This is a genomic window from Thermococcus sp. MAR1, assembly GCF_012027305.1.
Lineage (GTDB): Archaea > Methanobacteriota_B > Thermococci > Thermococcales > Thermococcaceae > Thermococcus.
This window is the reverse complement of record NZ_SNUF01000001.1, coordinates 137,174-161,013: the sequence shown is the minus strand read 5'-3', so window position 1 is coordinate 161,013 and position 23,840 is coordinate 137,174. Positions and strand designations below refer to the sequence as shown.

Annotated in this window: 27 protein-coding genes and 1 tRNA gene; 17 read left to right on the top strand and 11 right to left on the bottom strand. The window is 53.6% G+C overall.

Annotated elements, in window-relative coordinates; translation table 11 throughout:
- Positions 1-9 precede the first annotated feature (9 nt).
- The gene (locus E3E25_RS00890) at positions 10-771 is read right to left on the bottom strand and encodes an ABC transporter ATP-binding protein (protein ID WP_167891469.1); all 762 of its coding nucleotides are present in this window, start codon (positions 769-771) and stop codon (positions 10-12) included.
- A 177-nt stretch (positions 772-948) separates the two neighbouring features.
- Between E3E25_RS00890 and E3E25_RS00885 the strand changes: the two genes are divergently transcribed.
- On the top strand, positions 949-3,513 hold the full coding sequence (locus E3E25_RS00885; RefSeq protein ID WP_167891468.1) for a hypothetical protein: 2,565 nt from the start codon (positions 949-951) through the stop codon (positions 3,511-3,513).
- Positions 3,514-3,553: 40 nt separating this feature from the next.
- Positions 3,554-4,564, top strand: coding sequence for a hypothetical protein (locus E3E25_RS00880; RefSeq protein ID WP_167891467.1), 1,011 nt, complete (start codon positions 3,554-3,556; stop codon positions 4,562-4,564).
- A 7-nt stretch (positions 4,565-4,571) separates the two neighbouring features.
- Here the strand turns inward: E3E25_RS00880 and E3E25_RS00875 are convergent, their stop codons facing one another.
- Entirely contained in the window at positions 4,572-5,246 is a 675-nt protein-coding gene (locus E3E25_RS00875) for a TIGR00289 family protein (RefSeq protein WP_167891466.1), read from the bottom strand.
- An 85-nt stretch (positions 5,247-5,331) separates the two neighbouring features.
- On the opposite strand from E3E25_RS00875, the gene E3E25_RS00870 reads away from it, so the two are divergent.
- Entirely contained in the window at positions 5,332-6,615 is a 1,284-nt protein-coding gene (locus tag E3E25_RS00870) for a bifunctional L-myo-inositol-1-phosphate cytidylyltransferase/CDP-L-myo-inositol myo-inositolphosphotransferase (RefSeq protein ID WP_167891465.1), read from the top strand.
- Positions 6,616-6,617: 2 nt separating this feature from the next.
- On the opposite strand, the gene E3E25_RS00865 is transcribed toward E3E25_RS00870, so the two are convergent.
- From E3E25_RS00865 to E3E25_RS00850, 4 genes are read right to left on the bottom strand one after another with little or no spacing between them, the layout of a single operon-like run.
- Entirely contained in the window at positions 6,618-7,703 is a 1,086-nt protein-coding gene (locus E3E25_RS00865; protein WP_167891464.1) for an ABC transporter ATP-binding protein, read from the bottom strand.
- Between the two features lie 10 nt (positions 7,704-7,713).
- On the bottom strand, positions 7,714-8,583 hold the full coding sequence (locus tag E3E25_RS00860; protein WP_167891463.1) for a carbohydrate ABC transporter permease: 870 nt from the start codon (positions 8,581-8,583) through the stop codon (positions 7,714-7,716).
- The gene (locus E3E25_RS00855; protein WP_167891462.1) at positions 8,583-9,521 is read right to left on the bottom strand and encodes a carbohydrate ABC transporter permease; all 939 of its coding nucleotides are present in this window, start codon (positions 9,519-9,521) and stop codon (positions 8,583-8,585) included. Before E3E25_RS00855 ends, E3E25_RS00860 begins: the two co-directional genes overlap by 1 nt.
- Before the next feature lie 9 nt (positions 9,522-9,530).
- Entirely contained in the window at positions 9,531-11,165 is a 1,635-nt protein-coding gene (locus E3E25_RS00850; protein WP_167892554.1) for an extracellular solute-binding protein, read from the bottom strand.
- A gap of 247 nt (positions 11,166-11,412) precedes the next feature.
- On the opposite strand from E3E25_RS00850, the gene E3E25_RS00845 reads away from it, so the two are divergent.
- Genes E3E25_RS00845 through E3E25_RS00825 form a run of 5 tightly spaced genes read left to right on the top strand, consistent with a single transcriptional unit; the run spans position 11,413 to position 14,833 of the window.
- Complete coding sequence (locus E3E25_RS00845) at positions 11,413-12,561, top strand: inositol-3-phosphate synthase (protein WP_167891461.1); 1,149 nt, start codon at positions 11,413-11,415, stop codon at positions 12,559-12,561.
- Positions 12,562-12,612: 51 nt separating this feature from the next.
- Positions 12,613-13,215 (top strand): DUF4443 domain-containing protein, encoded by a 603-nt coding sequence (locus tag E3E25_RS00840; protein ID WP_167891460.1) that lies wholly within the window; start codon positions 12,613-12,615, stop codon positions 13,213-13,215.
- Positions 13,216-13,219: 4 nt separating this feature from the next.
- Entirely contained in the window at positions 13,220-13,852 is a 633-nt protein-coding gene (gene pyrF, locus E3E25_RS00835; RefSeq protein ID WP_167891459.1) for an orotidine-5'-phosphate decarboxylase, read from the top strand.
- Positions 13,853-13,854: 2 nt separating this feature from the next.
- Positions 13,855-14,373, top strand: coding sequence for an RNA-binding protein (locus tag E3E25_RS00830; RefSeq protein ID WP_167891458.1), 519 nt, complete (start codon positions 13,855-13,857; stop codon positions 14,371-14,373).
- 1 nt (position 14,374) lies between these two features.
- On the top strand, positions 14,375-14,833 hold the full coding sequence (locus E3E25_RS00825) for an adenylyltransferase/cytidyltransferase family protein (protein ID WP_167891457.1): 459 nt from the start codon (positions 14,375-14,377) through the stop codon (positions 14,831-14,833).
- A 107-nt stretch (positions 14,834-14,940) separates the two neighbouring features.
- Here the strand turns inward: E3E25_RS00825 and E3E25_RS00820 are convergent, their stop codons facing one another.
- The 4 genes from E3E25_RS00820 to E3E25_RS00805 form a co-directional block, all read right to left on the bottom strand.
- On the bottom strand, positions 14,941-15,273 hold the full coding sequence (locus E3E25_RS00820) for a CopG family transcriptional regulator (protein WP_167891456.1): 333 nt from the start codon (positions 15,271-15,273) through the stop codon (positions 14,941-14,943).
- Complete coding sequence (locus E3E25_RS00815) at positions 15,260-16,030, bottom strand: ParA family protein (protein WP_167891455.1); 771 nt, start codon at positions 16,028-16,030, stop codon at positions 15,260-15,262. Before E3E25_RS00815 ends, E3E25_RS00820 begins: the two co-directional genes overlap by 14 nt.
- Positions 16,031-16,059: 29 nt before the next feature.
- Positions 16,060-17,304 (bottom strand): cell division protein FtsZ, encoded by a 1,245-nt coding sequence (gene ftsZ / locus E3E25_RS00810; protein ID WP_167891454.1) that lies wholly within the window; start codon positions 17,302-17,304, stop codon positions 16,060-16,062.
- A gap of 65 nt (positions 17,305-17,369) precedes the next feature.
- Positions 17,370-17,561, bottom strand: coding sequence for a ribbon-helix-helix domain-containing protein (locus E3E25_RS00805; RefSeq protein ID WP_088180914.1), 192 nt, complete (start codon positions 17,559-17,561; stop codon positions 17,370-17,372).
- Between the two features lie 209 nt (positions 17,562-17,770).
- Here E3E25_RS00805 and cgi121 point away from each other — a divergent pair, with 209 nt between their 5' ends.
- The 5 genes from cgi121 (at position 17,771) to E3E25_RS00780 (ending at position 21,253) form a co-directional block, all read left to right on the top strand.
- The gene (gene cgi121, locus E3E25_RS00800; RefSeq protein ID WP_167891453.1) at positions 17,771-18,178 is read left to right on the top strand and encodes a KEOPS complex subunit Cgi121; all 408 of its coding nucleotides are present in this window, start codon (positions 17,771-17,773) and stop codon (positions 18,176-18,178) included.
- 84 nt (positions 18,179-18,262) lie between these two features.
- Positions 18,263-19,441, top strand: a complete 1,179-nt coding sequence (locus E3E25_RS00795) for a pyridoxal phosphate-dependent aminotransferase (protein ID WP_167892553.1) — start codon at positions 18,263-18,265, stop codon at positions 19,439-19,441.
- 12 nt (positions 19,442-19,453) lie between these two features.
- Positions 19,454-19,717 carry a TMEM165/GDT1 family protein gene (locus tag E3E25_RS00790; RefSeq protein ID WP_167891452.1) on the top strand — a complete coding sequence of 88 codons (264 nt, stop codon included), beginning with the start codon at positions 19,454-19,456 and terminating at the stop codon, positions 19,715-19,717.
- 12 nt (positions 19,718-19,729) lie between these two features.
- Positions 19,730-20,935: an MFS transporter gene (locus tag E3E25_RS00785; protein WP_167891451.1), complete on the top strand. Its 1,206-nt coding sequence runs from the start codon at positions 19,730-19,732 to the stop codon at positions 20,933-20,935.
- 57 nt (positions 20,936-20,992) lie between these two features.
- Positions 20,993-21,253, top strand: a complete 261-nt coding sequence (locus E3E25_RS00780) for a hypothetical protein (protein WP_240910736.1) — start codon at positions 20,993-20,995, stop codon at positions 21,251-21,253.
- A 981-nt stretch (positions 21,254-22,234) separates the two neighbouring features.
- Here E3E25_RS00780 and E3E25_RS00775 read toward each other — a convergent pair.
- Positions 22,235-22,322 (bottom strand) — tRNA-Leu (locus E3E25_RS00775).
- A gap of 100 nt (positions 22,323-22,422) precedes the next feature.
- Between E3E25_RS00775 and E3E25_RS00770 the strand changes: the two genes are divergently transcribed.
- The 4 genes from E3E25_RS00770 to E3E25_RS00755 are packed head-to-tail and all read left to right on the top strand — an operon-like array spanning position 22,423 to position 23,838.
- Positions 22,423-22,803, top strand: coding sequence for a DUF2178 domain-containing protein (locus E3E25_RS00770; protein ID WP_167891450.1), 381 nt, complete (start codon positions 22,423-22,425; stop codon positions 22,801-22,803).
- Positions 22,804-23,172, top strand: a complete 369-nt coding sequence (locus tag E3E25_RS00765; protein ID WP_167891449.1) for a DUF2178 domain-containing protein — start codon at positions 22,804-22,806, stop codon at positions 23,170-23,172.
- Positions 23,173-23,541, top strand: a complete 369-nt coding sequence (locus E3E25_RS00760) for a hypothetical protein (protein ID WP_167891448.1) — start codon at positions 23,173-23,175, stop codon at positions 23,539-23,541.
- On the top strand, positions 23,542-23,838 hold the full coding sequence (locus E3E25_RS00755; RefSeq protein ID WP_167891447.1) for a DUF2178 domain-containing protein: 297 nt from the start codon (positions 23,542-23,544) through the stop codon (positions 23,836-23,838).
- The last annotated feature ends 2 nt before the right edge of the window (positions 23,839-23,840 follow it).

Genomic DNA, 23,840 nt, shown 5'->3' with positions numbered 1-23,840 from the left:
GCTCCCACCCTAAAGAGCATCTTTAAGCGCCCTAACTATTCCGGCCACCTCTTCCTGGCTCTCGGTGAGCTTGAGGAACACATCTTCAAGGCTCTCCTCGTGTGCAAAGCTTTTGAGCTGCTCCACAGTTCCTTCGGCGATTATCTCACCGTTGTATATGACACCAACGCGGTCGCATATAGTCTCGGCCAGAGCCAGAACGTGGGTGGAGAAGACTATGCTCCTGCCCTCCTCCCTGAACTGGAGTAAGAGCTCCCGCAGGATTCGGGCGCTCTTGGGGTCGAGACCGTTCATGGCCTCGTCGAGGATGAGAACCCTTGGGTCGTGGAGCATGGCGGATATAAGGGAGATTTTCTGCCTTGTACCAAAGCTGAGCGAACCAATCATCTCGCCGAGGTATTTTTCTATTCCGAACGCCCTCACAAAGGTCTCCACGCGCTCCTGGAGCTCCTCCTTCGGAATCCTCCTCACGCTTCCGATGAAGTTGAAGAACTCAACCGGTGTGAGGCTCTCGTAGAGGACCGGCGTTTCCGGGACGTAGCCGGCTATCCTCTTCACCCGGAGGGGGTCCTTGGAAACGTCTATCCCGTTGACGATGGCCTTTCCTCCGCTTGGGGGAATTATTCCGGCCAGGATTTTCATCGTCGTGCTCTTTCCGCTCCCGTTGGGGCCGAGGAGGCCGTAAATTTCGCCGTCTTTGACCGTGAAGGTTATCCCTTTGAGTGCCACGTTAGAACCGAACCTCTTGACGAGGCCTTCGACCTCTATCATTCCACCACCGATGGTAATAACAGGACATGGATTAATAAAGTTATCTTAAGTCCATCGTCGAGTGACTTGTCGACGTAGAAACTCTTAAATAAAATGGGGGACATAATTGGGTAAAGTCCAAGCCGTTTGGAGCTATCTTTCCTTTTCTGCCCCGGGTTTGGAGCGGGAGGGAAACTCATGAGAAAAACCGTTAAGCTCTTACTCCTTACATTATTGAGTGTCATGGTGCTCGTGGGCGGATGTATCGGGAACACCCCCTCATCCACGGGCACGATGACTGGAAATTCGGAGGAAGATGGTGGTGGGACAACCTCAACGATGGAAAGCTCAACAACCGAGACGGGAACAACCGAAACTGTAACCGAGACCCAAACATCCACAGATACAGGCACTGAAGCTCCAACCGAAACACCACCCAATGAAAGCCTAAGCTACGACGAGGACGGAAACATCCTCTGCGAAGGTGAAGACCCTGACCTCGGCTGTGAAGCCGGAGAGACCAACGGGAACGGAACAGGGCCTGGGTTCTCGCTCAACTTCGACTTCAACGTGAGCCTGACTCCAGTAATAGTGCCGGTGACGATGGTTAAGGCCAACTTCAGCTACGCCGGGCCGATAAGCTCGATGGCCTTCTCGCCGGGAGAAAGGGACGTTATCGACTGGATAAGCGTATTGACATCGAGCAGAGACCCGGGTAAAAACTTCGTCTTCACAATAAAGTTCGCGGACGAAGAACTGGCGGAAACCTACGTCCACGCGGAGGTCTTTTACGACGTAATCCACAACAGGAAGATAACCTACGAACCGACCGTTCTATACTTCGATGAGGGGAGTGAGTTCGGAAGGATGTGGGAGCTGCATCTTTACAGCGGTGGCTTCACCCTCTATGAGGTGGGTGAAAACGGACTGGTTGAGCTCTCCAGCGGAAACGTGGACGTCAGGGGTTCATCGGTGAGCTTCACCATCGAGAACTTCAGGGATGTTTTTCCAAGGAGGGTCTACATGAGAGCCAAGGCCGTCCCGATGGGGGATGGCGAGATAGTGCACTACCCAGGCAACGGTGTCTTTACCATCGAATACGAGAGGGGATGGATAGATTACATGAGCTCCTCCTACTACGGAGAGCCCGGAGGAAAGTTCAGCCTCCACGCAAAGGCCCACTCCTACGACCTGAGCCTGAGCCTCTACTTCGAGAGTGAGGAGGAACTACGAAAATTACCGGTGTTATTCTACATCGACAGCACCGACAACGGAAAGGCCGACTGGATTGCATACATCTATGCCGACCACTACCTCCTGAAGGACTCAACCGGAAACGTCTATCGCGAGGGGAAAGCCTTTGCGGACGGCAACGTCCTCAACGTCACCCTGGAGAACCTCTTCAGCCTGATCCCTTGGAGGTACTTCCGGGGCTGGTTCGCGTTTCCCCCCTATAAGTACCGCTTCCCAGCAAGGGCAAACCTCTGGTTCAACGCGACCGAGGGTTTGAGGATAGAGAAAGATGTCGAGGAATATCTTGTCATAGTTGTCGAGGACGTCTACATAAAGGAGAACGGCGACTATGCCGAGGGAGAGATACAGCTAACGTCATGGGCATACGGTCTATGGTGGCCCGAGGGGAAGGTCTGGCCTCTCAACTACAGCTCCGTTTACACCTTCGGCTATCCAGTTGCCCATTGGGTTGAAGCGGAGGACAGGAGCAGGCTGCTGTATCACGATGAAAATGCAACCAGCCTTGAGGGCACCTTCATCAATGGATATCCAATCTTCGCCATGTCCGTTGAGGAGGCCAAAAAGTACCGGAGGATATACTTCAACACGATGGCATGGGACAGGGACGAGCCGGGCTCATACGTAACCACAGGGGTTGGGTTCTTGGCTGACATCGGTATAGGTATTGCCACGGGAGAGATTTCAACGGCCCTGGATTACGCCTACAAGGGGATGTCCTGGGGATACAGACTCACGAGCGGCGAGAGCGCGAGCGACCTTTGGGGTGAGGTCTTTGAGTGGCTCGTTGGAGCCGAGCCGGACTTCCTCGGCATGGCACCGTATTCGCTCGATCCTCTCTCGGGAGAGTTCGCGAAAGGTGCTCTTATAGAGGTTCCATCAGGGGACGGCAACCTCGTCGTTACATATCTCGTTTACACGGTGGAAGTGCCGAGGACGCTCCGCTACGCGGAGTTGAAGACCACGCTCCACTCAATGGAGTTCACGAAAGATACTGAATGGGGAGATGACGAGTACTACATCTACGCCCGCTCCTGCGCAGGGTTTACTCAAGGTGAAGCCGAGCTTCCGGAGGAGTTCTACAACGGCCACTACGTCAATGTAGGTGTAGCCGTGCCTGACGGCCACTCTTACTCCTATCCCAACATAGAGGCCGGTGAGGTTGTATACGACACCTCATCCTGCTCTCCGCTTAAAAAGCTGGAGTACAGGACGATGAGCGGAAGCGGTATTCTATTCCTCAGGAAGGAGCTCCTCAGCGCGAAAAGGGCAGATTTGCCCTTCCTGTACATCGAATACTCCGGCTGGGAGGAGGATTCGGGAAAGTGGGGCAACGACGATGACCCGATGGGGACCGTCGGGATAACGATCCTCCTCGACGAGGACTACCTCGACTGGGAGCACTACTCAGCGGTTCCGGAGAAAAGCCTCAGCCTGCCCTTTGATGTCTGCGGTGTCTCCGGTGGCTGCTCAGAGGTGCATTTCTGGGTCGACATAGGATCTGAGAGCTGATGCTCTCTTTTTTTACCTGTAGAAGGGTGGTGACGTATCTATGAAAAAGATGCTACTTGCAATGGTAGTTTTGCTTGTAGCTGGATTGTTATTGGCCCGCGGATACATAGGGCCTGGCTTGGAGAATAGCTCAATCGAGGGTTCTTATCCTCCGCAAGAGACCGTAGCAACCTCAAGTTCCGTGCAATCGATTACTTCAACGGAAACTTCGGAGACAACTCCCAAAGAAACGGTCCCAACGGGCGCCATGCTCTTCCATGCCGACGTTTTGCACGTAATTGTGAGTCCAGACATTGAGTATCCCCATGCGGCTGTGATAACATATGCCAACGACTCTGAAGTCTTTCTCCTCGCAGTGCCAGATGAGAGCTACATCTCGGAAAAGAACTACATCGACGTTAGTGCGTTGTACATAGATGCCAGTTGGATAAGCTCAATTGGAATTATAGAGTCCGGTGGAGCATGGTACCAAGACCCATATTCCTTCAGCGGAGAACACGGTTTTGAAATAGCGACTAAGAACGGATACAAGATGTATCACGTGAGAGCTGGAAACTGGGAAGAGGTTCCACAGGTTGAGGACGTTAAAGAGTTCTACAACTATCTCACAGGGATATTTGATCTGGGGCTGTCCCATGAGACCGTTATTTATGAAGTGGAGTACTCCCCGGAAAAAGGTGAATTCATCTCCTTTGAGGACTTAAAAGAGGAAAAAGTCTGGAGAGGGAAGGTTATTTCAATAACCCAAGAGCTCAGAGTGGAAAAGTACTACCATCTTGATTACGGAACGAGCGAGAAACACTACGGGATGACCGGATATTATTTCAGCATGGAGATTGCGCCGGTTCTCACCGGTTTAGCCCTCAACATGGCCTCGGATGACCCAGATGGGAACTCATATGTCCTGGCGGTGCCGATGGTATACGAAGGCCTGATAACTTTGCACTTCACTCAGAATGGGGAACCGGATGGGATAAGCGTTGACATCAAAAACGTCCCCGAGGGAACCAAGTTCTACGTAACCTACGTCAAAAGTGGGAAGTTCGAGTAACTTCCCATCATTTTAGCTCCAAATGCGCCTTCCTCACCTCAAGCACGCCCGAATAGCTGCATTCGCTCCACTTCTTCTCGACCTCATCGAAGACTATCCTCGCCCTGAAGAAGGGGGCATCTCTCACAAAGGTCTCGAACTCACCGCCCTCACCGGCGACGTGAATTTTGTACTTCTCATGGAGCTTCACAAGTTCCTCCAACGCTTTCTCGTCAATCCTCCTTCCGAGCCAGCTCTCGTCGAGGCCGTAGGCGGCCGTGCCGACCATGACAACATCAAAGATGCCGATTATCTCGCGCATATACTCGATTGGGTCGCGGTGCCAGGCCGGGGCAAAGCTCTCTATGCCAAGCTCCTTTGCTACCCTGTCAACGCGCTTCTTCTGGTACTCACTGGCCAGGGCACCGGCAACGACGCCGTCTATCTTAAGCCCCTCAAGGACGGCCTTCATGTCCTCAACTTCCTTCTCCTTCTCGCCGCTGGTGAAGCCCTTGACGAGGGGAATTCCTATCGCCTTCGCCTGGAGCTCTGTGAGGTGGATGTTCGGCACGTGGTACATGTAGCTCTCGTCGCTCTCGCTTACCATCGAGACGAGGTACCTGACCTCAAATCCCTGCCTAAGCGCCCAGTAGAGGGCGTAGTTAGAGTCCTTCCCGCCCGAATACAGCACGGCAACGCGCATCTCTCTCACCCGAAAGCTTCAAATCATTGGTCGGATAACCATCACTTGAGAGAGGCTCGGCGGGGGCTTTAAAAAGGTGATGCCAATGGTGCCAAAAACGGCGGTAATTCTGGTGGCAGGCCTGGGGACGAGGATGGGGAAGAGGCCCAAGGGGCTCCTGAAAGTCGCCCGGAGGGAGATCCTGTACCGGACGCTTACCCTCCTCGGACAAAACGGCGTTGAGAGGTTCGTGATAGTCACCAACGAACGCTATGCAGGACTTTACCGTGAGTTCTTGGAGAGGCACGGCTTCAACGCCGAGCTGGTAATCAACTCCGAGCCGGAAAAGGGCAACGGGCACTCCCTCCACCTGGTCAAAAACCACGTCTCTGGAAGATTCGTTCTGGTGATGGGCGACCACGTTTACGGTGAGGAATTCATCAGGGAAGCCCTTAGGGGAAGCGGCCTGATAGCCGATAGAAAACCGAGATGGACGGACGTGGGCGAGGCGACGAAGCTCAAGGTTGAAAACGGCAGGGTGACGGAGATAGGGAAGAAGCTTGAGGGATGGGACGCGGTCGATACGGGCTTCTTTGTCCTCGATGACACAATATTCGAGATAACAGATGCGCTGGAGAGGGAGAGAGGAGGAGACTACCCCTTAAGCGAGATTGTTAAGAGGGCCGAACTGCCAGTTACCTTCCTCGACGGCCTCCCCTGGATTGATGTTGACACGCCCTCTGACCTTAAGATGGCCAAGAGGATGCTCGTCAAGACCGCGGTGAAGGGAACGGGCGACGGGTTCATCAGCAGGCACCTCAACAGGAAAGTTTCAACCGAGATAAGCTGCCTCCTCGCCGAGAAAGTCACCCCGAACCAGATGACCCTCATTACATTTGCCCTCGGAGTGATTTCGGCCTTTCTGACGCTCGTCAGCCTTCCGCTGGCGGGAATACTGTATCAGATTAGCTCAATCCTCGACGGCGTTGACGGCGAGCTGGCGAGAGCCCAGATGATGACGAGCAGGTTCGGGGGCTACATCGACTCCATCCTCGACCGCTACGTTGACGGCACGTTTCTGGCCCTCCTGGCCTATTCGACCCTTACCGAGTCTCTCTGGTATCTAATCGCCCTCTTGGCACTCCTCGGCTCGGTGATGGTGAGCTACTCGACCGAGAGGTTCAAGGCCGCCTACGGTGAGGACGCCTACGGCTCGATTACCGCCCTCAGAAAGCTCCCCGGCAAGAGGGACGAGAGAATCTTCACCACCATGCTCTTCCTTCTGTATCCGGTCGGGGCTTCGATTAAGGCACTCTTCCTCCTACTCGCCGTGCTCACGCACCTGCGGGTGGTTATGACGGCGTGGCTGGTAAAAAGGGCAAAGGTTTGAGTTCAATCTTCAAGGAACTCAAGGGCCTTCTCCGTCTTCCTGTCGAAGAGGACTATCCTCTCCTCCCGGAGTTTCACCGTTACAGGTTCGCCGAAGCTGAAGTGCTCCCCCTCAGGGGCAAAAACCTTGACAAAGGCTCCGTTGACCGAGACCGTGACTATCTGCTCCCTGCCAAGGGGCTCGAAGGAATAGACCGTTCCGGCGAGTCCTTCAGTTTTTTCCTTAACGACCTCCGCATCGTGCGGCCTGAAGCCAAGAATAACCTCCGTGACACCGAGTTTCTCAATCAGCCCCCGATACTGGGCCGGAACCGGAATCCTGCTTCCATAGACATTCAGCTGGCCGTCTTCAATCTCTGCCTCGACGAAGTTCATGGGCGGGCTTCCAAGAAAGCCGCCGACGAAGCGGTACTTCGGTCTGTAATAGACGTCGTCTGGGCTTCCGACTTGGAGTATCACCCCTTCCCTTATCACGGCTATCCTGTCGGCCATTGCCAAGGCCTCGGCCTGGTCGTGGGTGACGTAAACAGCTGTGATACCAAGCTCCTTCTGGAGCCTCTTGAGCTCGGCCCTTACCTCAAGCCTCAGGAGCGCGTCGAGGTTGCTCAGCGGCTCGTCGAGCAGGAGGACGTCCGGCTCTTTGACCAGGGCCCTCGCTATGGCAACCCTCTGCTGCTGCCCACCTGAAAGTTGCCAGGGATATCTTTCGAGGAGGTTCTCTATACGGAGCATCTCCGCAACTTCCCTGACCTTTTTGGCTATCTCGTCCTTCGGTGCCTTTCTAAGCTCAAGAGGGAAGGCTATGTTGTCGAAGACCTTCATGTGGGGGTAGAGTGCCCAGTTCTGAAAGACCAGACCGACGTTCCTGTCCTTCGGTGGAACATCGGTAACGTCCCTGCCGTCGAAGTATATCTTCCCGCTTGTTGGCCGATAAATTCCTGCTATCGTGTAGAGGAGCGTTGACTTGCCACTTCCACTCGGTCCGAGGAGCGCCATGAACTCCTTGTCGGCTATCTCAAGGCTTACCCGCTTGAGGGCCTCAAAGTCGCCGAACCTCTTCGTGATGTCCTCCAGCGTGACCTTAACCACTTCAACCACCTCAGCCCTTTATTCCACCCGAGTAGCCCTGGAGGAGGAGCTGCTGGGCAGTGATGAAGAATATTATCGTGGGGAGGAGGTAGAACGTTCCGGCGGCGGCTATCAGGGGCATGTGGGAGTACTCTGCCTCTATGTTGGCCTCTATGAAAGTCGCGAGCGTGGGATAGACGAGGAAGGTTCTCACGTAGATTATGTCCTGCCAGCCGGCGAGGAAGGCGAAGAGGGCAACCGCCAGAATTCCGGGCTTTATGAGGGGCAACATTATCTTTCTCCAGACGGTTATCCGCGAGGCGCCGTCTATAATTCCCGACCACTCGAACTCCCAGGGGATGGTGTCAAAGAAGCCCTTCATGAGCCAGATCGACATGGGTATCTCTAATGCGGCCCTCGCCAGTATGACGTACGCGAAGGAGTAGAGCCCGACGACCTCATAGTTCTGGGGGAACGTGAGGCGGTAGAGGAGGTAAACTCCTACTATGAGGGCAACGCCCGGGAAGGCGTGGAGGACGAGGAGGAGGACCATCATGGTCTTCCTTCCGCGGAAGTCTATCCTTGAGAGGGAGTAGCCGGCTAGGGTGCTTATCCCGGTAACGACGCCGGCAACGCCGAGGGCCACTATGAGTGTGTTGAGGGTTATGCGCCATATGTTGACCCTTATTCCACCGGTAGTGGCTATCCTCCCCTGGAAGAGGTTTATCCAGTTCTCAAGCGTCAGGTGGAAGGAGCTGGGGTCGAGGTTGGTGATCATTTCCGTGCTGAGGCTCGAAAGGACGAGCAGGGAAAAGCCCAGGATGAGCGGGAGGCTCGCAAGGAGAAGGGCGAGGATTATGAGCCGTTCGTACCTCTTGGGTCTCGTTTCCACGTCCCTCATCAGAAGTCCCCCCTGGGCTTTTTCATCATCTTTTCAAACTTGAGGACCTTGAGCGTCACGAAGCCACCAAGGATTCCGATTATGGAGAGTATGACAGCTGCTGCAGCCGCCAGCCCCTGATCCTGCTCTCCCCTGCCGAAGGCCGTGTTGAAGACGTAGAGAGCCAAAGTTGTTCCATAGTCCCTGTTGACGAGGTCCCACTGGACGAGCAGGAAGAGGTGTGGATAGGTCGTCAGCAGGCTGAGGAACTGCCATGTGAGCACATATAGGAGGTGCCATTTAATCATAGGAATCAGAATCCGCCTCGATATCTGCCAGGAAGATGCGCCATCAACCCTCGCGGCTATGACGAGCTCTCTGGGTATCTGATTCAGGGCCGAGGTGAAGACTATCATCCCAAAGCTCACACCAACAAGGCCATTGACGAAAATTATAACGCTCCACGCCCCCCAGGGCGTTACCTGGCCCCAGGGGATAGGCTCCGAGATGATGCCGAGGCTCATTAGGATTGAATTCAGCGTTCCGATTTCACTCCCGTGGAAGAAGTAGTACCAGACAAGGCTGTAAACCGCTATCGGCGACATCCTGGGAAGGAGCCAGAGGAGCCTGTACGAAGATGCTGGCTTCTCATCGATGAAGAAGGTCGCAAGGGCCAGCGCAAGGCCACCGAAAACGTTTATAATGAGCGTTATTCCAACGAAGACAACGGTAGTCAGTATAACGGCCTTAAACGTTGGGTCGTGCTGAAACATGTAGAAGAGCCTCTCGTAGTTGTAGAGGCCGACGAACTCGGTAAGGTACCTGTCAACGTTCCAGTTCCTCATCCTGGTCATGCTTATGTAGACGGTCATAACTAAGGGAATCAAATAGAACAGAAACACCATCAGAACCATTGGAGAAAGAAAGAAGGAAAGGTCCCTGAGCTTTCCCTTCCTCATGAAATCACCTCAGCCCTGGGGAAACTTCCAGTCCTTTGGTATCTCCCCCTGCACCTCGACGCTGTCTTTGAGCTCCGGATCAGCGTTGACCTTCTGTATGATGTAGTTGACGGCCTCCTCAGGGGTCATCTCGCCCCTTAGAACCTTGTCAACTGCATCCTTGAAGATATCCGCTAGGGCCGGGTACTTCGGGTGGGCCGGGGCGAGGTGGGTGTATTCAAGCATGTAGCTGACATCAGCGAGGAACTGGGCGTTTATCGGGTTGACGGTGGCTTCAACTATGTCTTTGATGTTGCTCTTCACCTCGTCGCTAAGGTCGAGGTTGAGCGCTTTGAGGTCGTTGAGCCACTTCTCGTCCTTGATAAGCTTGGCCGCCTCCTTTCTCACGGGCAGGTGGGCAGAGATGACGCTGTGTATGGCGTTTATGTCCGGGTCGCTGGCCTTTATGAGCATCAGGAAGGCGAGCTTGTGGTAAACGTCTTTGAGCTCGTCGTACTTCGGGTTCAGCTGGCCCGCCTTGGAGTTTATCATCCAGACAAAGGGCTGGCTGAGGGTTACAGGCTTGTCTCCCCTCTCTCCGGCAGGGAAGAGGGTGTAGTAGAACCATGCTTTGACCTCTTCAGGCTTCAGGCCCCTCGGCGTTCCGCCCTTGGCGTAGTACTGCTTGGTCTGCCACTCGGTCCAGTACCATGTTCCGCCTATGTCGAAGAGCGTCCTGCCTTCGACTATGGTGGGGTGTATCTGCTTGGCCCAGTCCCAGCTCATTATGTCCTCCGGAAGAAGGCCATCGCGGGCGAACTTCCACTCAACGTAGAGCCACTTGTAGACTGCAGGAACGTCAACGACGAGCTTTCCGGTGTTTGGGTCGTAGAGCTTTCCACCGAAGGCGAAGATGAACTGTATCAGATCGGGGTGAGCGGAGCCTTTCCTGTGGATGAGGCCCCACTCGACGGCACCTTCGTCCTTGGCCTTCTTGGCCCAATAGTAGACGTCACTCCAGGTGAACTCGCCGTTCTTAACCTTCTCATCGAGACCGTTGAGGTCGAACCCTATCTTTTGAGCAACGTCATTCCTTATGTAGAGCGGCCTTGCCTCGGTGTCCTGCGGAAGGCCGTAGAGTTTTCCGTTGTACTTTGAGGCCTCAATCAGGGACGGGTAGAAGTCGTCGATAACGCTCTGATAGGCTTTGGCGTAGTCAGTCATGTCGAGTATGTAGCCTTCGTCCGCCAGCGTCGGCAGGAAGGCGTAGCTGTTCACGAAGAAGTCCCCGGCCTGCCCTAGGGGCTGCTTGCTGAGGTACTCCTTGTAGGCATCCTGGAAGGAGGCAACGTAGTGGGTCTCGGTTACCACGATTTTGACGTTGATCCCGTTGTCGGCCCAGATTTTGTTTATCCTCCTCGCGGCTTCAACTATTCCGTAAACCCTCATTACGCTGTTCGGATCGCCGGAACCCCAGGCCGAGAACTTAACCTCCTTAACCCCGTTCTGCTCCAGAATTTTTCCTATCTCCACCACGTCCTTGGTGAAGTCTCCCGTAAGCTGAACCTCAGCCTGAGAAGTCTTCGCTTCCTCGCCGCCTATGCAACCGCTGGCGATTACTCCTAAGATCACCAGTGCAATCAGCCACAGCGCCGCGGCCCTCATGGCCATCACCCTCCGAAGTTTTCAAAAGCGAGCCCAAAAAGGCTCGGAGGGCTTATTTTAGAAAGCGAACTGATTCCATCTTTTATTCAGATTTTGTTATTTATAAAATTTTTGGACTGGGCTCTGTGAGCGGTATTCAGACAAACAAGTACGGAGAGAATGTTCAAAAATCCATAAAACCGTTTTTCAACCAAAAACTATTTAACTGCTGTAAAATAATTTACCGCAAGCAAAGGAGGTGGAGGAGATGGTCAGGGTTGTTGTACTCGGACAGGGCTACGTTGCCAGCATCTTCGCGAGCGGTCTGGAGAAGATAAAGGCCGGAAAGATGGAGCCGTACGGCGTCCCCCTAGCCGATGAGCTCCCGATCAAAATCAGGGAGATTGAGATAGTCGGTTCCTACGACGTTGATAAAAGCAAGGTTGGAAGGGACCTCCACGAGGTCGTCAAAGCCTACGACCCAGAGGCCCCGGAGAGCCTCAAGGGCATCACAATCAGAAAGGGGATCCACCTGAGGAGCCTCAGGAACCTTCCGATCGAAGCTACCGGCCTTGAGGACGAGATGACTCTCAAGGAAGCAGTCGAGCACCTCGTTAACGAGTGGAAGGAGCTCAAGGCAGAGGTCTTCATCAACGTCTGCACCACCGAAGCTTTTGTCCCCTTCGGAAGCAGGGAGGAGCTTGAGAAGGCCATCGCCGAGGACAACAGGGAGAGACTTACGGCGACCCAGGTTTACGCCTACGCGATAGCCCAGTACGCCAAGGAGGTTGGCGGGGCTGCCTTCGTCAACGCGATTCCAACGCTTATAGCCAACGATCCAGCATTTGTCGAGCTTGCCAAGGAGAGCAACATGGTAATCTTCGGCGACGACGGGGCCACCGGCGCAACCCCGCTCACAGCTGATATACTCAGCCACCTAGCCCAGAGGAACAGGTATGTGCTTGACATAGCCCAGTTCAACATCGGCGGAAACAACGACTTCCTGGCTTTGACCGACAAGGAGAGGAACAAGAGCAAGGAGTTCACCAAGAGCTCGGTCGTCAAGGAGCTCCTCGGCTACGACGCGCCGCACTACATCAAGCCCACTGGATTCCTGGAGCCTCTCGGCGACAAGAAGTTCATAGCGATGCACATCGAGTACGTCAGCTTCAACGGTGCCCACGATGAGCTGGTCATTACCGGCAGGATAAACGACAGTCCAGCTTTAGCGGGCCTGCTCGTTGATCTGGCAAGGCTCGGAAAGATAGCGGTCGAGAAGAAGGCCTTCGGAACCGTCTACGAGGTCAACGCCTTCTACATGAAGAACCCGGGACCGAGGGACAGGCCGAACATACCGCGCATCATCGCCCACGAGAAGATGCGCATTTGGGCCGGTCTGGAGCCGCGTTGGTTCTGATTCTCTAAAACTTTTTAATCCCCTTGCCCTATTTTTCTCGGAGGGAAGCCGATGAGCTGGAAGAGGGGAGCCTATCCTGAGTTCACCTTCGAGGATGCAGTTGCGGTTCTTTTCATGCTTCAGAATCCGACGGGGAGAAAGGCCATATCAGATGTTCTTGATCTCGGAGAGGGAAGCGTTAGAACGCTTTTGAAGAAGCTTGCCGCCCTCGAGGTCATAAGCTCCACCCAGCGCGGACACTCGCTCAACGAGAAGGGAATGGAGCTCCTAGAGGAAATTTCCAAGCATTTCTCCGAGGTCCACCGTATCGGGGAGGTTGAGGGATATCCCGCCTTCGCACTAACGGTGAAAGATGCTGGGGAGTTCAAGAGCATCGAGCTACGGGATGAAGCCATAAGATTCTTCGCGAAAGGGGCCATGATTCTCGCCGTGAGAGATGGTGAACCCGTCTTTCCGGAGGACGGAAGGCCACTGAGCGAGACGATGCCCGAACTGGCCGAGAAGGTTAAGGGAGCGTTCAGGCTGGAGGACGGCGACCTCGTCGTGGTAACCTGGGCGGAGAAAGAGGACGACGCCATGAAGAGCGCCTACCACGTCGCCCTGACACTCAAGGGCGATGAGCTACCTGAGGAGATAAAGTCCCTCGTGAGGTGAAGGCATGAGGAAGCTTATTCTCGCACTCGACGTGTACGAGAGGGAGAGGGCACTTGAGATAGCCGAATGCACGGCGGACTACCTGTGGGCAGTGAAGGTGAACTGGCCGCTGATAATAGGCTCGGGACTGAATATCATCACCGAGCTCAAGCAGGTTACGGGGCTGCCTATAATAGCCGACCTCAAACTGGCGGACATACCAAACACCAACAGGCTGATAGCGAGCAAAGTTTTCGAGGTCGGGGCGGACTACATAATAGCGCACGGTTTCGTTGGGAAGGACAGCGTTGAGGCCGTTATGGAACTTGGGAAGACCATAATCGTCGTGGAGATGAGCCATCCCGGGGCGAGGGAATTCATCCAGCCGGTGACTGATAGGCTGATCGAGCTGGTCAACGAGCTCGAGCCCTTTGGGGTCATAGCACCCGCCACGAGACCAGAGCGCGTTTCGTACATACGCTCGAAACTGAAGCCGGAAATCAGAATCCTGACCCCAGGGATTGGGGCCCAGGGGGGCAGAGCTAGAGAGGTTTTAAAGGCCGGTGCCGACTACATCATAGTGGGGCGCTCGATATACGCGAGTGAAAATCCGAGGGAAGCCGCAAGGAGGCTTCACGAGGAGATAGCGGGGGTGTAAGGATGGAGCTGAAGGTCAAGCATCCGCTTAGTAAGAAGGAGATCAAGGAGATAATCCGCGAAATGGGCAAAATTTTCGGTGAGGAGATAGCGGGGAAGATGCTCAGCAAAAAGGACCGTGTCGAAGTTGCTGAGTTTGATAGGACGACGGAGATACTCCTAGTTAACGGCAGGCCTTTCTTCATAAGGAGGAAGGGACTGATATTCCCCCTCGTCATAGCGCTCTACGAGCTCTCCAACGAAGAGGATTTGAGAAAGTGGCCGAGGCGCGTCGTGGTCGATGCTGGCGCGGTGCCGTTCATAATCAAGGGAGCCGACGTCATGGCGGCGGGAATAACCGACGCTGATGAGGGCATAAAGGAGGGCGATTTCGTCTTCGTGGTGGAGGAGGACTACGGAAGGCCTTTGGCCATAGGCATTGCCCTGATGGACGGAAAGGCAATGAAGGAGAAGCCCAAGGGCAAGGCGGTGAAGAACATCCATCACGCCAAGGACAGAATATGGGAACTCACGGTGGGCTGAGATGAGCGGGATCGAGGAGGGAAGGAGAAAAATCCGCGTTCTCGTCGGCGGGGTTTTTGACCTCCTTCACGTCGGCCACATCCACTTTCTTACCCAAGCCAAGGCCCTGGGAGATGAGCTGATAGTGATAGTCGCCCACGATGAGACCGTCAGAAGGCAGAAGCGTCGGGAACCAGTGAACAGCGCTGAGGACAGGGCGGAACTTCTGAGGGCTCTTAAAGTCGTGGACGAGGTTTACATAGGTTCCCCCGGAGGAATAGACTACGAGCTGGTGAAGCGGATAAACCCGGACATCGTTGCAATAGGGCCTGACCAGGCCTTCAGCTGCGAGCGCCTCAAGGAGGAGCTGAGAAAGCACGGGATAGAGGCCAACGTGATAAGGATACCCTACCTCTACAAGAGCGACCGGGCGAAGACCAGCAAGATAATCCAGAGAATAATAGAAACGTACTGCGAGTGATTTTAGATCTGATTTCACCAGGGGCTTATTTTTATCGAAATTAGAGGGAGTTGGGACGTGATTTTAGGGGCTGATTTTATCCCTGGATTAAGCGCTCTGGATTAACGTCAGAGTTTGAATCTTCCCATATACTCCCGCAGGAACTCAGGGTCTTCCCTTTTCACAGCACTCATCAGCTCATCGAACTTCTTCTCCCCCAATGCCAGCTTCAGGTAGTAGTAGAGGTTGACCGCGTCCTCAACTATGACGCTCTGCCTTCTGCCCTCCTCGCCGTAGAGCTCAATGAGCTTCCTGTTCATGTCGAGGCTGACGTAGAGTGTCTTCTGCTTCTTCTCCTTCTTCATGTCCTTGGACTTGGCCTTCCGGTCCTTTTTGGGCCTTGGCTTGGTGAGCTCGTTAACGGAGCCGTCAAAAAGCTTGGGGATTTTATCCTTCGACAATTTCAACCACCTCTCTCGCAAGTTTTAGAAGGGCCTTGGAGGCTCTACCATCCCCGTCGAATTCGAATATGCTCATCCCCTGGCTCTGGGCCTTCTCCAGGGCTATCGCCTTCGGAATCGTCGTCAGTATTGGGGCATCGGGGTAGGTGGCCTTAAGCTCCTTGAGGCGCATCTTTGGGACCTTCGTCTGGCGGGTGAACTTGTTGGGGACGAGGCCGAGAAGCTTCAGGTTCTCGTTGGTCTCCTCGCGGATCATGCGCATGAGGTTGAACATAAGCTGCATACCTATGACACCGAAGTAGCTCAGCTCAAGGGGTATGAGAACGTAGTCCGAAGCGGTGAGTGAGTTGACTAGGAAGATGCCCATGCTGGGCGGGTTGTCTATGAGAACATAGTCGTAATCGGGCAGTATTGGAGTTAGAGCTTTCTCAAGACGCCTTTCACGGTTGTAGGCGTTGATAATCTCTATCTCCCTGGCGGAAAGATTTAGGTGGCTTGGAATTAGGTGGAGGTTCTCCCTCACCTCAAGGATGGTGTCCTCGATGTCGCTCTCCCGGGTCATCAGCGTTCCCACGTTGCTGTCCCCGTACTGGAGGACGTCCATGCCTATCAATCCGAAGGTCAGATTGAACTGCGGGTCTATGTCAACGAGAAGAACCCTCTTACCCATCCCGGCCAAAGCATGGCCAAGGTTCATGGCCAGAGTAGTCTTCCCAACCCCGCCCTTCTGATTGGCTATGCTGATAACTACTGCCATAGAATCACCTGCCAAAGGTAAAGAGAGAGTCAGGTGATGTCGATGAAGTCCTCGAGAACCCTCTTGGCGTAGGCAGGGAGTTCCTTCTTCTCCTTCTTGGATATCGTCGTGAATATCTTGTCGAAGCCGTTGTCCTCAGACTTGAAAGGCTTAACCGGTTCGGGGGTTATGATGTTCTCCTTGAAGGAGGAGCTAACGCGGAGGGCGTGCTCTCCACCCAGGATGTGCGGGCTTTTAACGCCGGTCATGATGACCATGGCACGGACGACTTTGCCCATGTCCTCGTCTATCCTCGCACCCCACTTGATCTCGCTCTTCTCGCCGAGCTTCTCGTAGACGATGTTCATAGCGTCGTTTATCTCGCCGAGGCTCACGTCTGGACCAACGGTAAAGTGGACGAGTGCCCTATCGCCGCTGCCGTACTCGACCTCAAGCATCTTGTTCTCAAGGGCGTTCTTGACGGCATCAACCGCTCTGTTGCTGGAGTCGCTCTCACCGATTCCTATCAGAGCGGCACCTCCGTTGTGCATGACGCTGTAAACATCGGCGAAGTCGATGTTGACCATGGAAGGTAGTTTGATGGTCTCGGTGATGCCCTTGACCATCCTGGCTATTATCTCATCGGCGAAGCGGAAGGCGGCATTGATGGGAAGCTTCGGAACGAGCTTGAGGAGCTTGTCGTTTTCGATTATGATGACAGTGTCGGAGTAGTACATGAGGGCCTTTATTCCCGCTTTGGCCTTCTCAATCCTTATCTTACCCTCGTTCTTGAACGGATAGGTCACAACGCTTACTACAAGGGGCTCCCTAAAGCGGCCGTTGTGCCTGGCACGCTCCTTTATGACCTTGGCAACAACGGGAGCAGCGCCCGTACCGGTGCCGTTACCCATACCAGCGGTTATGAACACAAGATCGGCGTCACCAATGGTCTCGGCAATCTCGTGGGCGCTCGCCTCTGCCGCGCGATAGCCTATCTCCGGGTTCCCACCGGAACCCTTGCCCTGCGTTATCTCCTTGCCGAGAAGAAGCTTCCTGTGCGCCTTCGTCCTGGCAAGATGCTGGGCATCGGTGTTCATGGCTATGAGCTCCGCGCCCTGAACGCCAAGCTCATAGAGCCTGGTTATGGTGTTGTTTCCAGAACCGCCGACACCTACTATGACGATCCGTATCAGGTCCTCAAGATTTTCGTCGGAGAATCTATCAAACTTCGCAGTTCTGGGCTCGTCGTCCAAGTCGAGTTTTATTCCGGCTTGTTCCAGGAGTTTAAATACCATCGCCCCAACCCCCTCAATACGTCTGGTTTCGGATGATAGTGATTTAAAGTCATGATTTTAGCGGCTTATTTCAGGATGTAGTCAGGCGTTGAGCGTTCCTCAGTCTCCAGCTGATAGAGCTCCTTCTTTAAAAGCTCGCGAATGGCTTCCCTGATAATTTCGCTCCTGCTGGGATAGACACCCTTCTTGACCAGCTGATCCATGGCGTTAATCAGGCCCTGGGGGAGCTGTACACTGATGATACGCATTTTGCTCATCCCTGCACCACCCAGTTCAGTAAGCCGCTGAAATAACTAGTGATTTAATTAGTTAAATACTTTGCGGCTGGATGTTAATATTATAATATTATCAATTTCAAAAATTTTTTAAAAAAATTTCATAATACAAAAAATGATTCAGATCCGCAAAAATCGGGGAGTAGAAAGGGTTTTAACGTCGAATATTTCACCCGATTTCGGGGAACTCGATGATGGGAATAACTGAAAAACTTCACGTCACAAAGGTGTACGTGAAGGATGCCGAAGAGCTTATTCCGAAGCTTAGGGGAGACGTTCAGATAGTCAGCGCCGAATGCTGGGAGGTTGTGGCGTTCGCGGCCCTACTGGCACTCCGCTCATTTGGGAGAGGGACAAATCACGCGAGGACTCTTGGGGGAGAACTGCTGATCCGCCTGGCAGGGACACTCCAGATAAAAGACGCCATAGCCCAAAATGGCATAAAAAACGGCGAGAACTATCTGGTGATCTTCGGAACGCGCGAGAAGGCGTTGGAGGTCCTGCGTGAATTTGGACTGAACGAGCTCCCGCCCACCGGTTGTGACGCGGAAAAAGTGAAAACTTTTTTTGAAAAAGCAGCACTCGTTGAAGTTTTGTAGGCTTCCTATGCCTATTTCTGTACCCCTCGGAGGATAGGTTTATAAAATCCCTTCCTCATTTTCGAAGTGCCTGAGGTGATGCTCATGAAGTATAAAAAGCGCAAGTATTTCCTTGCTGGCAGAATAAACCTCATTCAGCGCTCGAAAATCAGGGAACTTTTTGAGAAGGCTAAGAAGATGGAGAACGTTATCTCCTTGGGCATAGGTGAACCTGACTTCGATACTCCCGATGTCGTCAAGGAGGCCGCCAAGAGAGCCATCGATGAAGGTTACACTCACTACACGCCCAACGCGGGCATTCCGGAGTTCCGTGAGGCCATAGCGGAGTACTATAAGACCCACTACAAGGTTGACGTTTCTCCAAACGATATAATCGTGACAGCCGGCGCTTACGAGGCGACCTATCTGGCCTTCCAGACACTCCTTGAACAGGACGATGATGTTATAATCCCTGACCCGGCCTTTGTCTGCTATGTTGAGGACGCAAAGATAGCCGAGGCCGGCATCATCAGGATACCCCTCAGGGAGGAGAACGAGTTTCAGGTCGACCCGGATGAACTCGTCGAGGCGATAACCAAGCGCACCAGGATGCTGGTTCTCAACTACCCAAACAACCCAACGGGAGCGATTCTCAAGAAGAAGACCGTTAAGGCCATAGCCGACATAGCCGAGGATTACAACCTCTACATCCTGAGCGATGAGCCCTACGAACACTTCCTCTACGAGGGAGCGAAGCACTACCCGATGATAAAGTACGCCCCCGACAACACGATTCTGGCGAACAGCTTCTCAAAGACGTTCGCAATGACCGGTTGGCGCCTCGGCTTTACCATAGCGCCAACACAGGTCATCAGGGACATGATAAAGCTCCACGCCTACGTCATAGGCAACGTTACCTCTTTCATCCAGATAGCGGGAATCACGGCCCTTCGCGACAAGCGTAGTTGGGAGGCCGTTGAAAAGATGCGCGAGACCTACGCGGAGAGGAGGAAGCTCGTACTCAAATACCTTCACAAGATGCCCTATATCACCCCGTTCAAGCCAAAAGGAGCGTTCTACATCTGGGCAAAGATAGACCCAAGCCTCGACATGAGCAGCGAAGACTTCGCCGACTGGCTCTTGGAGAACGCGCGCGTCGTCGTCATACCGGGCACGGCCTTTGGAAAGGCCGGTGAGGGATGGATAAGGATAAGCTACGCGACCAAGAAGAGCCAGCTCATTGAGGCAATGCAGAGAATGAACGAGGCACTGTCAAAGCTCTAGCGGGGGAAAGGGATGGACGGCGTTCTGGCCATCTTCTTCGCCATTTTTCTAGCCGAGCTCGGAGACAAGACCCAGCTGGCAACTATGGCCTTCGCGTCCAGATACGGATGGAAGGTAGCGTTTATGGGGGCCATTCTTGGCCTTGCAGCGGTTAACCTCATCGGGGCGCTACTCGGCGACAAGCTCGGCGACATGGTGCCCCTTGAGATTGTCCACAAATTCGCCGGAGCAATTTTCATTGTTTTTGGAATCCTCATGATATTCGGAAAGCTCTAGGAGGGATAAATCATGGACAAACGGTGGAGTTCAGTCCTGCTTGACACGTTGGTCATGACGGCCGGCTTCGGAACCCTGACCATGATGGCCGTCGCAAAGCCGGATATAATCGCCCACTTCGGGATAAGCAGCGCGGAGTACGAATGGCAGCACATAGCGTACGTCTTTGGTTTGTTCATAGCGTTCCTTCTCGGCCACACCAGGATATACGAGGGAAGCTTCAAGAAGAGCGTTGCCATAGCGCTCAGCTGGGCGGCGATAGCGCAGGCGCTCATTCCACTTGCCCCCAACTGGTACGTCGTCGTCTTCCTCAGGTTCATCCAGGGTTTCGTCGTCACGCTCGTGCCCCTCTTCAGCACTCAGATAGCACATTTCTTTGTGGCTGAAAGACCCTTCGCCAAGGGTATAATCCTCTCTGGCATCTTCTGGGGCGGTGTGTTTGGAAGCATGAGCGCCAAGTACGCCGTCGAGGCTCTTGGGTGGAAGGGCGGTTTCTGGGTCACGGTCCTCATAATGTACGCGGTTCTCTCCCTCTGGTGGTTCTTCGTTGAGGACTTTGAGATAATCCACAAGACCGAGGGGACCGAAAAGGCAAGCGTCTGGAAGATGCCCTTCACCTGGGTGCTCGGCTTCACATTCTTCCCGGCCCTCTGGGTCATATTCACCATCATAGGGTTCTCCGCATCCCTCGGCTATGAAATCGGGTGGACGAAGGAACACGTGGCAACGCTCAGCACGAGCCTCAACATATCCAAGGCACTCTGGAGCATAGGCATGGGCTACGTCGGCTACATGCTATCCAAGAAGAACCCGAACGCTAGGGGCCTCTTCAAGGCCATCGTGCAGGTCATGATATTCTCCTACGCGGTTGCCTTTATCGGCCTGCTGATCTACGGCAGGGCCATGCTCGCCGGCAACTACACCCTTGCCCTCGCGTCGGTGATCCTCATTGGAGCTCTCCAGGGAACCGGGCCAGCATTTTGGACCAGTGCCCCGGCCACGTATCCAAGGAACATCTTTCCGAAGGCCAGCTTTGCCCTTGGTCTCATCTCCAACTCGGCCAACGCCATAGCTCCAACGATAACGGACGTACTCGCGAGACAGAGCACCGGCCTGGCCCTGGGAGAACTGGCCCTCATGCCGCTCATAGGAATCCTGACCCTTATAGCGGTCTCGAGGATGAAGCTCCCAGTGGAGGAGCTCGGCGATGCGGCCTAAGCCCTTCGTCGTTTTTTCTTTACATTACTCGGGGTTTTCTTCTACGGTATAGCCGTGATGAGTTTTGGGGAAAAGTACACGTTTTTTGGCTACATCCTCGTTGGGAGCGTGCACCTGCTCTTCGCCCACGGGGTCTGGAGAGGGCACGATATCCTCGTGGATTTAGCGGCCTATATAGCCCTCCTCGACCTTCTCTTTGGACTCCTCTGGGTGATGGTTAGCCTTTCAATTCCGGCAATAACGCTGACCCTGCTGTCTGCCCTGATCCTCTTCGTCCTGATGGACGAGGAAGTGAGGACCGAGCTCAAGATGCCGTGAGGAAACTTTTCTAGCGAAAAGTTTCATCAAAACAGGTGATTCATTTCCCCAGCCGCTCCAAGAGAGATTTAAACCAGAAACGGGACGTTAAAGGCCGGATTCACAAACGTGCTAAAACCCCCACGTGGGTTCTGCCATGCCTGCGCTCCTTCGGAGCGCTAAAAACGCTTGAACCCTTCTGAAACGTCTCTCTGGAGTGAATCCATTTCTGCCAAAAAAGCAGTCCTCAAAGAAATCCACTCCAAAGCACGCTTTTTTAAAAGGAATCACGAACTTTAATGAAACTTTGCCCAGCAAACAAACTTTGTAACGCAAAGTTTGATCAAAAGGTCATTCCATTAAACTGGCAGAAAAACAGTTGTGCGATGCTCAAGTACAATCAAAAAGCGGGTTTGACTTTTAACTCAAGCCTCCAAGCAGTTTCACATTTTTATCGGCGCCCGAAGGGCGCCTTTAGAGAGTGAAACACTCACAAAGGAGCGAGTAAATGAAAACCCACTTCAGAACTTGCCAATTCTTAGAAAAGCACCTAATCTTCCGCCAGCGTTCCTTGGGAAGCGAAGCTTCCCGAGGTATTGAGGCCCTGCCTCAACCTGCAAAGCAAGGGCTGAGTGGGGGTGTGGGGGTGGTAGCCCCCCAGCAACCTTTGCTTGCGCAAAGCTTGACCAAAGAAACTTTGTCTGTGCAAAGTTTCATCAAAGTTCGTGATTCCTGTGATAGGAAGCTTTTTGGTGAGTGTTTGCGCTTTCCAATAGCACCTTTGGATGTGTGAAATTCCTCAAAGTTAAGAGCCGTTACCATTAGGTTCACACTTTTGCGCGCTCCGAAGGAGCGCTTTTTAGAGGAAACCCCGTTTAATAACCCCCTAAAGAGAATTTCCCTGAGAAAATAGCCGTTGGAAAGTGCAAACGCTCTCAGAATCACAGTTGGGAGAAGAATCACACACTTTTGATCAAACTTTTGCGGAGCAAAAGTTTGTAATGGTGCGGGGGACGGGATTTGAACCCGCGAACCCCTACGGGACGGGACCCTAAATCCCGCGCCTTTGGCCAGGCTCGGCAACCCCCGCGCGGATTGAGTTATTGCCTTTGCTTTAAAAACTTTGAGGGGAAAGGCTTATAAGGACGTAAAGGAAGCTTTACGTAAAGGAAACTTTACATGGTGGGAGCATGGAGAGATGGAGAATTATAGGCTACGCAATCCCCGCGACAACTGCATCTTTACTGGCAGTTGCCCTGTGGATGGGGAACATGGCAATGGCTTTTGGGATTTTAGCTGTGGTGATAGCCCTCTCGTTTCTCTACGCGGACTGGCTCAAAAAACGCGGCGAAATATTCAGCGACGAGAGAACGCTCCGCATCGAGGAGATGGCCTCACGGAGAACCCTTCAGGCCCTGGTGTTGGCTTTAGCCTTTGCGGTAGTGGCGCTTTCCATTCTCTCCGAGAACGACCCAAGCCTGAGGAGCGCCTATTACCTGGCCATTAGTTTGATGGTCCTGACCTCGGTCCTAAAACTGTACCTGAAGCACCATTACGCGAGGGTGATGTGAGTGAAGCTCAGCTACGAGGGCCTGCTCGCTAGTTTAATCGCCGTGATTGTCATCGGTCTTGCATACTCCACCAAGTCGGGAAAGGGCTCGCTGGCGGTGAGTATCTTACTCCTGGGTGTTCTCATGGTCTATGCCTTGAATCGGTACTACAACTCCAGGGTGGGGAGAATAGAAGATGAGAGGACCGAGATGATAAGCACCAAAAGTACGAGAAACGCATTTGCCGTAATTAGCATAATCCTCTTCGCTGAGTACCTCTGGGAGTACTCAAACGGGAACACAGAAACCGCCACAAAGCTGCTGATTCCGCTCACACTTGGCGTGATAGCACTTGTGGTCTCGCAGTACTGGTACGAGAGGGTGATGTGAATGAGGTTTGGGGTCATTCACTTCGTCTTTCTCTTCATGGCAATTTTCCTGATGAGTTATTACTCGCGAACCAGCACATACCTAAGCTGGTTCTTCTTCACCCTCGTCTGGCTCGGAACTTGGGTCCTTGCGAAGACCTACGAGAAAAAAGTAGAACCCGTCAGGGACGAAAGGACCGAGTTGATAACCATGAAGAGTTTTTACCAAGGCATGGGCTTCGGTTTCGTCATTTTTGGCTACGAACTGATCTGGCTCGCTGGCCACGACTATGAAACGGTGGTTCTGCTTTCGAAGTGGCTCCTGTTGCCGATGTTAGCGGGTGTCCTGGTCGCTGCACTCCTGAAGGCCCATTATGAGCGGGTGATGTGAATGAACGAACTCATCTTGGTCTCGTTGGTTGCCTTGATTGGAGGCGGACTCCTGGGCCATTTCATGACCCGGACGATGATGAGCATTGGAGTTCCCCCGGACGAGAGGGCCTTCGAGATAGCCAAACTCTCAGCGGCGAGAACCCTGGAGCTCGTCCTTCTCGTTACAGTGGCGGCGCTCTACTACTCGTGGCTGGTTCTCAGGGACGAACGGTGCACCAACCTCGCCGTCCTGATATTCGCTACCATATTCCTCGGCAACCTGATCTTCAGAGCCTATTATGCCAGGAGGATGTGAGC